The organism is Vibrio sp. 1562, assembly GCF_033340155.1.
Lineage (GTDB): Bacteria > Pseudomonadota > Gammaproteobacteria > Enterobacterales > Vibrionaceae > Vibrio > Vibrio alginolyticus.
This window is the reverse complement of sequence record NZ_JAWOVY010000563.1, coordinates 1-591: the sequence shown is the minus strand read 5'-3', so window position 1 is coordinate 591 and position 591 is coordinate 1. Positions and strand designations below refer to the sequence as shown.

The 591-nt window shown below is 40.8% G+C and carries 1 protein-coding gene; it reads left to right on the top strand.

Going from position 1 to position 591, the window contains the following annotated elements; all coding sequences use genetic code 11:
• Window positions 1-215: 215 nt before the first annotated feature.
• Window positions 216-584: a VOC family protein gene (locus R7Z49_RS26410; protein WP_269667102.1), complete on the top strand. Its 369-nt coding sequence runs from the start codon at window positions 216-218 to the stop codon at window positions 582-584.
• The last annotated feature ends 7 nt before the right edge of the window (window positions 585-591 follow it).

Sequence of the window (591 nt, the reverse complement as noted above, 5' to 3'; positions counted from 1 at the left end):
CAGAGATTTTCACGGTTCTAAAGTACGTTTCACAACGCGCTCTCAAGTGAATGAGTTTGTAGCGGAAACAACATGCTAACAAACTGTTTAAGAGTGATTCGCAACGCGTGGCATTTTTACTATGCGTTGCGTTTAGTGTTTAAGGTGGTATGCGGCGGCATCGGTATTGCGTTGCTCACACCTTAACAGGGCGTTAGGGCGCAAGGAGTAAAATGATGATTCATCACATAGATCATATTGTTCTCACAGTCTCCGACATAGAAAAATCAGTGGACTTTTATAAACGGGTTTTGTGCATGGAAGAAGTAACTTTTGCCAATGGCCGTAAGGCAGTAACGTTCGGAAATCAAAAGATTAACTTTCAGCTTATTGGTCAAGAACCACGAAATGTAGCTAATGTTGGTTCAGGTGATGTTTGCTTAGTTTCAGATTGGCCGTTGACATCAGTGGTAAATCATTTAGTCAAAGAAAATGTCAAAATCATTGAGGGTCCAGTCGAAAAATCAGGAGCTGTTGGTGCAATCCAATCTGTCTATTTTTTGGATCTTGATAAGAACTTAATAGAAGTCAGCGTGTATCAATAGGCTCTGC